Below are 8607 nucleotides of genomic sequence, written 5' to 3' on the forward strand. Positions count from 1 at the left end.
TCCGGAGATGTGCTGTGATTGTAATGGCAACGGCGTCAATCGCATAGCGGCCGATCGCGGACGGTTTACTCCTTGGGCGCCTTCTTGCGCGCCAGCGCGCGGCTTTCGTGCTTGAGTTCTTGCGAGACCGGGCATACCGCCTGCATGAACGAGGCCAGCGTATTGGCCAGGTTGTCGCCCTGCAGGCGGTAGAACACGAATTGCCCGCGCTTGTCGCCGGCGATCAGGCCTGCCGATTCGAGAATGCGCAGGTGCTTCGACAACGATGGCTTGGTCATCTCGAAGCGCGCCGCGATCTCGCCGGCCGACAGCTCCGTTTCGGACAGGTAGGCCAGGATTTTGCGGCGTGGGGTCGAGGCCAGGGCGGCGAAGATTTGATCCATGATATGCAGTGCGCCTGGTGGACGGTAAAACGCCATGATACACCATGCTTTCCTAATTAGGTAATTAGCTAGTTGGCTAAATATGGTGCATAATGGCCGCACCAACCCACTTTCCGATTGCGAGAACGCCATGCCAACTCCCGAGCCAGCGGCCACCGAGGCTGTCGTCTACTACAACAGCGCCTGTCCGGTGTGCGACGCCGGCATACGCGGCCAGCGTGAACGCATGCAGGGCTGCGCCATCGAGTGGCGCGATGTACACGCCGAACCCGAACTGGCCGCGCAGCTGGGGATCGATATCGAAGCGCTGCGCGAGCGCCTGCATGTGCGCGACGCCAGCGGGCGCATGCTGGTCGGCGCCCAGGCCTTTGCCGCGCTGTGGGCGGCCACGCCGGGGCAGCGGCCGCTGGCGCGCCTGGTGCGCTCGATGCACTGGCTGGCAGGGCCGCTGTACAAGGTTCTCGCGCGCCTGCTGTATCGCTGGAACCGCTGGCGCGGCAACTGGTAATCCCTCATTAAGATCACTTTACGGAGCACGACCATGCACACACCGACTTGCGGGCTTCACCCGAACGCCGACCCGGCCGAACTGGCGCGCTTTGACAATCTCGCCACGCGCTGGTGGGATGAACAGTCCGAGTTCAAGCCGCTGCACCGCATCAACCCGCACCGGCTGGACTGGATCGATTCGCTGTGCTCCCTGGCTGCCAGGCAGGTGCTCGATGTCGGCTGCGGCGGCGGCATCCTGGCCGAATCGATGGCGCGCCGCGGCGCCAGTGTCACCGGCATCGACCTGGCCGAGAAGCCTTTGCAGATCGCGCGCTGGCATGCGCAGGGCCAGCGGGTCGATGTGAACTATGCCTACAGCAGCGCCGAGGCATGGGCGGACGGGCACGCGGCGCAGTACGACGTGGTCACGTGCATGGAGATGCTGGAGCACGTGCCGCAACCGGCGGCGGTGATCGAGGCCTGCGCGGCGCTGGTCAAGCCGGGCGGCTGGGTGTTCTTTTCGACGATCAACCGCAACCCGCTCAGTTACCTGATGGCGATCGTCGGTGTGGAATATGTGCTGCGCATCCTGCCGGTCGGAACGCATCAATACAGCCGCCTGATCAAGCCGGCGGAGCTGACCGGCATGGCGCGCAACGCCGGCCTGGTGCTGGCCGACCAGCGCGGCCTTGGCTACAACCCGCTGACCCAGCGCTTTCGCCTGCACCGGTTCATGGGCGTCGGTTATCTGCTTGCCATGCAAAAGGCCGCGTAAGCCATCATGCGCTACCTCCCTCGCTTCAGCCTTTGGCCAGAAGCGGGTGTTGTTTCAGTGCCGCCAGAAAGTCCAGGTGACGGTGGCGTGTAATGCGCTTGTTGCGCGCGTACGGCGCCAGGGCGGCATCGATATCCTGGCAGCCGTTCCTGATCAGGCAAATGGCGATGAGCGGCAGCGGATAGGCGTAATGATCCGGATAGGCGAGAACGTCCTCGATCAAGCCCTCGCTGATGGCGAGCAGGCGCTCCATCTTGGGAATATGCCATTTGGCCAGGCGTTCGATGATCTCGCCGCAGGTCCTGTCGATATCCATGCCGTCATGCACCCGCACCACGCCGCCGATATCGTGACTGAATTCCTTGCGTTCTTCCGACAATGAATTGAAGTTCATGGTGGCGCAATCGAGCAGATTGCTGTCGTAAGGCAGTGCCAGGCCGGCCAGCACCTCATGCACGACGCCGCCGGTGATCTCGCATGCCACATACACGCCGCCGGCGTTGCGCAGGTAGTCGAACGTCAGCTCGCCGAGCTGCTGTTTCGTTTCCTTGTCCAGCATCTTGATACCGTTCTTGAGTGGCTTGAGCAGCGCGATATCGGAACTCGGTTCGCCGAGCCGCGCGGCCAGTGCCGCCTTGAATTGCAGTTTGGTGGAGTTCAATGAGTTGGTATCCCGTAAGGTAAACAGCGCGCAGCGTCATTCGCCGGGCGGCAGGAATGGCGTCACCATGTCCGTCCAGTGGGCTTGCCAGCAGCAGGCATGGCCGAAGCCCGCCACCACCGTGACGGGCGGGCGCGCCGCAGCCGGGAAGCGCGCCGCGTAGGCCGCCAGCACGGCCGGCGGCACCACATCGTCACCGGCACCCACCCAGTGCTGCTGCGGAACGCGTGCCAGCCGCGCGGCGTGGTCGGCCGGATTGAAGGAGGCGGCCAGTGGCGACAGATGCTGCAGACGTGCCCATTCCACGGTATCGAGATTGGCGGCGACCGTCAGCAGCAGGGCCACGTCGGCGCGACGCGCGGCCAGCAGCGCGGCCACGGCGCCGCCGCCGGAATAGCCCACCAACACCAGGCGCCGCGCGCCGGCGTGCCGCATCAACTGGTCGAGCGCGCCGTTCATGCTGTCGATCACCTCGGGACCGTAGCGCGCATCGGTCCACAGCGCGCTGCGGCAGGCGGCGGGCAGGGTAGGCCCCTGGAACTGGCATGGCCGCGCCAGATACGCCACCGCGCCATGCGGATGGCGCAGCGCCAGTTGCAGCGCCACCGGATGTACCGGCGTGGGATCGGGCGAGACGGCGGTGGCGCTCAGCCACGCCAGGCCATCGCCTTCCAGGTACACGGTCAGCGTTGTCGCCGCCATTGACGCAGGACGGTAGACGGTGAGGGCGAAATCGCCCGCCTGGACCGAATGGCGTTGCCAGCGCACCGCAGTGGCCAGCGCGTCGGCCTGCTGCAAGCGCCGGGCCGGATCGACGCCGGCGCACGCGCTTAGCAGTCCGGCCAGCGAAAGCATGAACAGCCGTGCCGGGAAGCGGATGAGCGCTTGATTAAGTAGCATTATCCGGTTTGTTGACCATGACGCAGAAGATGATGATTGTATGCCGGTTCAGGCGCCGACGATGACATCGGTGGTGTGCGTCAGCCTGCCGGTATGTACAGCGGCGCTGTTTGCCCGCATACTCGGTGTTTGGACAAAGCTATGCCAGCGAGCGACGATGACGACACCGGACAATCCTCACGCGCCCAATGCGCCGCTACCGGCGCGGCGGGTCAATACGCGCCTGCGCAGCCTGTCGTATGCGCTCGCGGCGTTCTTCGCGGCCCACTTGCTGTTGGTCCTGGTGGCGTTGATGCACAATCCCAGCTACTACCTTACGCTGGCCAGCAAGAGCATTGTGTCATGCCTCTTTTTGGTGACCACGGCGATCGGATGCATCAATATGTATATCGGCGCAATGATGCTCGTTATGGAGCGCGGGCGCCTGCAGATGGTGTTTACCAGCGCCTTTTATAGTTTGCTCGTATCGGCTGCCACCTGGTGGCCCAACAATGGTGCGCTCATGCTGGGCGTCAGCGGCCTCGTTCTGGCGGCGGCTGGCGCATGGTTGGCTCGCGTGTCACAGCGGGACCTGCCAGGGAGCGGCCTCCTTTAGGCTGCGGGCATCAAGGAGTTGCGCCGACCAGCGCGCGCAGGTCTTCCGATGCGTCGTAGCGGCACTCGGCCGCGATGTGGGCGGGCAGGCGGTCCCATTCCATCAGCATTTCCACGGCCTGGCGGCGGCAAATGCTGCACGGATTGGTGCGATAGACCCATTGCGCTACCCCGGCCAGCGCTGGCGACCTGGCGCTGGTGCAGAGGTCGACCGCGCTGCTTCCGAGGGCATGCGCTTCGTCGCCGTCGACCGACTGGCGTTCGAGGGCGGCCAGGATCAGCGTTTCATCGCCTGGCTGAAAATTGTTCTTGAATTGCGCGAGTTCCTCGGAAAATTCGCTCGAAAACCGCGGATCGGCGAGACGTTCACGACCCAGTGCGTACACGCGCGGGTCGCTGAGGTTCGACAGCGCCATGACAGCCGCGTTGCGCACGTCGCTTGCACTGTGGCTGGCTAGTTCCCATACGTGTTCGTCGAGGTACGGCAGCGTCGCCCGTCTGAATATCCACAACAGCTTTTCGGAAACTTTGGGATCGGGTTCAACACGCAGATGGTCGAGGATGCGGATCAAGTCTTCCTCGCCTGCCCAGCGGCCGAACAGCAGAAAAAGCCCGCGTCCGGCCGACTTGCGTGTGGCGGCAGCGAGGATGGCGTCGCACGGGTTCTGGTTCATGAGCTCCTCGCCGCGTCGCTTGTCGCGCGCAGCCTGGCTTTCGTGCGACCGGTCGTGCGCGGTATCGCTGGCGATCCGTGCTTCCTCCCTGGCGACGTAGGCGGCGACTGCCTCGTCGCCAGCCGCCACCCGTTTCAGTTCAGCGAACACGGTGTCGAAGGGGGGCGTGTGGTCAATCAAACGATCGACCGTATCGACCCACGCATCGGGGTCTTGCTGGACGACCCTTCCAAGGCGCCGCGCCATCTCAAGCACGGCGGGAATGCCGTCGAGGGCGCAGATGTCAGTGGCGCCGAGAACGGTGGCGGCGGAAAAGGTTTGCGCCCAGACGAAGTTGCGCAAGGCGGATGCGGCCTGAAGGTCGCCATTGCGGCCCATCAGGCTGGCCAGTTCGCGCAACTGGTCGCCATCGCGGTCATCCGCATTGTCGGCCAGCGCCGCCAGGATCGGCCCGACGAAACGCGGGTATGCTGGCGTTCCCTTGAACAGGCCGTACATCCACTCGGCGCGGCTGCCCTCGCACTGACGGTCGAAGCACTGGTCTTCGAGGCAGGCGGCCAGCACCAGGTCTTCTACGCCATCCATGCCGTGATCGCGCAAGTGCATCACGACGGAGCCGCGCCCATGTCGTAGGGCGATCGCGAATGCCTCGCGCGAGAGTTCGGTCGATTGAATGGTGTACTCCAAAAGGTCAACAGGGGAGCGTGCATTGTAAGCCACGCGCGGCTGCCGGCAAGGCGGGTGTCAGGATGCTTTTTGCATCAGCGCGCGCAGTTCGTCCGAGGCGTCGTAGCGGCATTCGGCTGCGATGTGGGCGGGCAGGCAGTCCCATTCCAGCAGCATCTCGACGGCATGGCGGCGGCAAATGGTGCAGGGACTGGTACGGTAAACCCATAGCGCCACCCCGGCCAGCGCTGGCGACCTGGCTTCGGTGCATAGCTGCACGGCGTAGTAGCAAAGTTTGTACGCATCTTCCCCGTCGACCGACTGGCGTTCCAGCGCGGCCTGGATCAGCGTTTCATCGCCTGGCTCGAAATTTAGGTCGAATCGTTGGAGCTCCCACGCAGATTTGAACGAAAATACAGGATCGCCAACGCGTTGCCGCGCCAGTTCGCGCAGACGCGGATCGCTGAGGCAAGACATTGCCGTTTCCGCCGCTTGGCGTACGCCGGGCGAGCTGTGGTTGGCGAGTTCCCATACACGGTCGTCCAGGTGGGACAGTGTGCCGCTGGAGAATACAAGCAGCAAGTTTTCGCATGCTTGCGGGTCGCTTTCGAGCTGCAGATGGTCGAGCACGCGGTCCAGGTCCTCCTTGCTCGCCAGCCGGCCGAACTCCTGGAACTGGTAACGGCCGCTCGACTTGCAGGAGGCCGCCGCCAGGATGACCTCAACCGGGTTTCTGTGCATGAACCTCTGGTGACGCTTCCACGCACCGGCCTGACGTGCGGCATACGAATAGTCCCACCTGGCGTAGATGGCGTCGCCTTCATCTTTGTTGGCGACATACGCCGCTACCGCCGCGTTGCCGGCGGCAACCCGCTTCAGCTCTGCCACGACGGTTTCAATCGGAAGGGAATCGTCGATCAAATTTCCCAGCAGATCGACAGACGCCTCGGGGTCCTGCTGGATAACCGTTCCCAGGCGACGCGCCATTTCGACCACGGCAGGCATGCCGTCGATTGCCGTCAGTTCGGCGGCGCCGATAATGTGCATGCCGGAGAAGTCCTGCGCCCAGACGAAGCTGCGCAGTGCGTCCGCAGCCTGCGCGTCGCCATCGCGGGCCATCAGTCCTGCCAGTGCGCGCAGGTGGTCGCCATCGGTATCACGCAGGCTGTGGGGGATCGCCGCCACGATCGCATCGACGAAGCGCGGGTAGGCCGGCGTGCCCTTGAACAGGCTGTACGTCCACGGGGCGCGGCTGCCCTCGCACTGGCTGTCCAGGCACTGCTCTGTAAGGCAGGCTGCCAGCACCAGATCCTCGACGCCGTCCATGCCGTGCTCGCGCAAGTGCATCACGACCGAGCCGCGTCCATGCCGGAGGGCGATGGCGAATGCCTCGCGGGAGAGTTTGCTCGATTGAATAGGTGACTCCAAAAATTTCAACACGCGTGCCTTCATTGTACGCGGCGCCCACGCGGCGCTACCTTTGGTAGCGTCGGGCGGCACCCGAACGGAAGCGGTTGGCCTGCGTGCTCCCCGCTGCAATAATCATTCGGTCGCCTTCCCAGAGAACCCGCCATGAACCATTCCAACGACTTCCCATTAGTGAACGATGTCCATTCCGGTCTGAACGCCACCCGCGTGGCGGATATTATCGCTCCGCGCAACGTGGCCGGCATCAGCGCGGCAATCGCCCACGCCGCCGAGCACAATCTGCCGGTGGCCATTTGCGGCGCGCGCCATGCGATGGGCGGGCAGCAGTTCGGCGAAGCGGCCCTGCTGCTCGACATGCGCCACATGAACCGCGTGCTCGACTTCGACGACGTCAACGGCCTGATCGAAGTGGAGGGCGGCATGCAGTGGCCGGCCTTGATCGACTATCTGCACGCGGCGCCGCCAGGAAAATCCCACGGCTGGAGCATCCGCCAGAAGCAGACCGGCGCCGACGCGCTCACTCTGGGCGGCTGCCTGTCGGCCAACGTGCATGGGCGCGGCTTGCGCATGGCGCCCTTCATTGCCGACGTCGAAGCGTTCAAGCTGGTCGATGCCCAGGGCACTCTGCACCATTGCAGCCGCCAGCGCCACCCCTTGTTGTTCAACCTGGCCATTGGCGGCTATGGCCTGTTCGGCGTGATCGCCAGCGTCACCTTGCGCCTGGCGCCGCGGCGCAAGATGCGAAGGGACGTGAGCGTGATCGGCCTCGATGACTTGCCGGCGGCCTTCGGGCAGCGCATCGATGCCGGCTACGTCTACGGCGACTTTCAGTTCGCGATCGACCCGGCCAGCAGCGACTTCCTGCAGCGCGGCGTGTTCTCGTGCTACCTGCCGGTGGACGATGCGACGCCGCTCGGCGCGGCCGGCAAGGACTTGTCGGAACAGGACTGGCGCGGCCTGCTGGAACTGGCCCACACCCACAAGACGGACGCCTTTGCGCAGTACGCCGCGCACTACCTGTCGACCGACGGCCAGGTGGCCTGGAGCGACCGGCTCCAGCAAAGCACCTACCCGGACGGCTACCACCGCGCCATCGACGAAAAGCTGGGACACTGCGGTTCGGAGATGATCGGCGAGCTGTACGTGCCGCGCGAGCGCCTGTGCGACTTCATGCGCGAGGCCGCGGCCGACTTTCGCCAGCATGGCGTGGACCTGATCTACGGAACCATCCGCCTGATCGAAGCCGACCGCGAAAGCTTCCTGCCTTGGGCGCGCCAGGACTACGCCTGCGTCATCTTCAACCTGCACACGGCGCATGCGGCGCACGCCATCGAGGCGACCAACGAGACCTTCCGGCGCCTGATCGACCTGGCCATGGCGCGCGGCGGCAGCTATTACCTGACCTATGCGGCAGCGGCCAGCCTGCGCCAGGTGCGGGCCTGCCATCCGGCGTTCGGCGAATTTTTGGAGTGGAAAAGGCGTCTCGACCCGCATCAGCGGTTCCAGAGCAACTGGTATCGCCACTACCGCGACCTGTTCGGCGCGGCTGGCGAGACGCCGCAAGCGCTTACCTAATTGGCAGGGCAGGGCAGGAGCCGTAGTTGACCGACTGCTTCGACGGATACGCGGCCGCTGTGACCTTATTGGTCACGTCGGTGATGCTCAGGTCTGTCCAGTACACGCTTTCCAGCACCAGTGTCATCGGGCCCGGGCATGGGTTCCGTTTCGGCGTTGGCACTGTCAGCGTCATGCAGGCCGACACCGTACCGTACTTCTCGGCTTGGTAGCTGGCCGAGGCGGTAACGGTTTCCTTGATCGGTTGCGCGGCAAACCTCGCCCTTCAGGGTGGGGTCAAGAGCGCGGACGGCGCAACCGTCCGGTTTGGTGCGTCTAGTGCGGCGTCTGCTGCTGTTCGATGTACTGCCGGATAACGGCGATAGGCGCACCGCCGCAGCTACCGGCAAAGCAGGAAGGCGACCATAGCGCGCCGCCCCAAAGCTTCTTGCGGATGCTCGGATAGTTCTTCTTCCGAATCAT

The 8607-nt window shown here is 64.5% G+C and carries 10 protein-coding genes; 4 read left to right on the forward strand and 6 right to left on the reverse strand.

Features of this window, described 5'->3' with window-relative positions:
- Positions 1-65: 65 nt before the first annotated feature.
- The gene (locus tag F1735_RS25215) at positions 66-383 is read right to left on the reverse strand and encodes a metalloregulator ArsR/SmtB family transcription factor (protein ID WP_167239489.1); all 318 of its coding nucleotides are present in this window, start codon (positions 381-383) and stop codon (positions 66-68) included.
- Positions 384-513: 130 nt separating this feature from the next.
- Here F1735_RS25215 and F1735_RS25220 point away from each other — a divergent pair, with 130 nt between their 5' ends.
- Positions 514-891, forward strand: coding sequence for a thiol-disulfide oxidoreductase DCC family protein (locus F1735_RS25220; protein ID WP_167239490.1), 378 nt, complete (start codon positions 514-516; stop codon positions 889-891).
- A gap of 33 nt (positions 892-924) precedes the next feature.
- Positions 925-1647 (forward strand): bifunctional 2-polyprenyl-6-hydroxyphenol methylase/3-demethylubiquinol 3-O-methyltransferase UbiG, encoded by a 723-nt coding sequence (gene ubiG, locus F1735_RS25225; RefSeq protein ID WP_167239491.1) that lies wholly within the window; start codon positions 925-927, stop codon positions 1645-1647.
- 25 nt (positions 1648-1672) lie between these two features.
- Here ubiG and F1735_RS25230 read toward each other — a convergent pair whose 3' ends face one another.
- Positions 1673-2308, reverse strand: a complete 636-nt coding sequence (locus F1735_RS25230) for a hypothetical protein (protein WP_167239492.1) — start codon at positions 2306-2308, stop codon at positions 1673-1675.
- A 36-nt stretch (positions 2309-2344) separates the two neighbouring features.
- Positions 2345-3208 (reverse strand): alpha/beta hydrolase, encoded by an 864-nt coding sequence (locus F1735_RS25235; protein WP_167239493.1) that lies wholly within the window; start codon positions 3206-3208, stop codon positions 2345-2347.
- Between the two features lie 40 nt (positions 3209-3248).
- Between F1735_RS25235 and F1735_RS25240 the strand changes: the two genes are divergently transcribed.
- Positions 3249-3803, forward strand: a complete 555-nt coding sequence (locus tag F1735_RS25240; RefSeq protein WP_222853069.1) for a hypothetical protein — start codon at positions 3249-3251, stop codon at positions 3801-3803.
- A gap of 10 nt (positions 3804-3813) precedes the next feature.
- Here F1735_RS25240 and F1735_RS25245 read toward each other — a convergent pair whose 3' ends face one another.
- A complete protein-coding gene (locus tag F1735_RS25245; protein WP_167239495.1) occupies positions 3814-5163 on the reverse strand; it encodes a hypothetical protein in 1350 nt (449 codons plus the stop codon).
- 57 nt (positions 5164-5220) lie between these two features.
- Positions 5221-6594 (reverse strand): hypothetical protein, encoded by a 1374-nt coding sequence (locus F1735_RS25250; RefSeq protein ID WP_167239496.1) that lies wholly within the window; start codon positions 6592-6594, stop codon positions 5221-5223.
- A 120-nt stretch (positions 6595-6714) separates the two neighbouring features.
- Here F1735_RS25250 and F1735_RS25255 point away from each other — a divergent pair, with 120 nt between their 5' ends.
- On the forward strand, positions 6715-8145 hold the full coding sequence (locus F1735_RS25255; RefSeq protein ID WP_167239497.1) for an FAD-binding oxidoreductase: 1431 nt from the start codon (positions 6715-6717) through the stop codon (positions 8143-8145).
- Positions 8146-8460: 315 nt separating this feature from the next.
- Here the strand turns inward: F1735_RS25255 and F1735_RS25260 are convergent.
- The coding region (locus tag F1735_RS25260) for a transposase (RefSeq protein ID WP_187364354.1) at positions 8461-8607 on the reverse strand (147 nt) is incomplete at its 5' end.

The organism is Massilia genomosp. 1 (assembly GCF_011682185.1).
Classification (GTDB): domain Bacteria; phylum Pseudomonadota; class Gammaproteobacteria; order Burkholderiales; family Burkholderiaceae_D; genus Telluria_A; species Telluria_A rubra.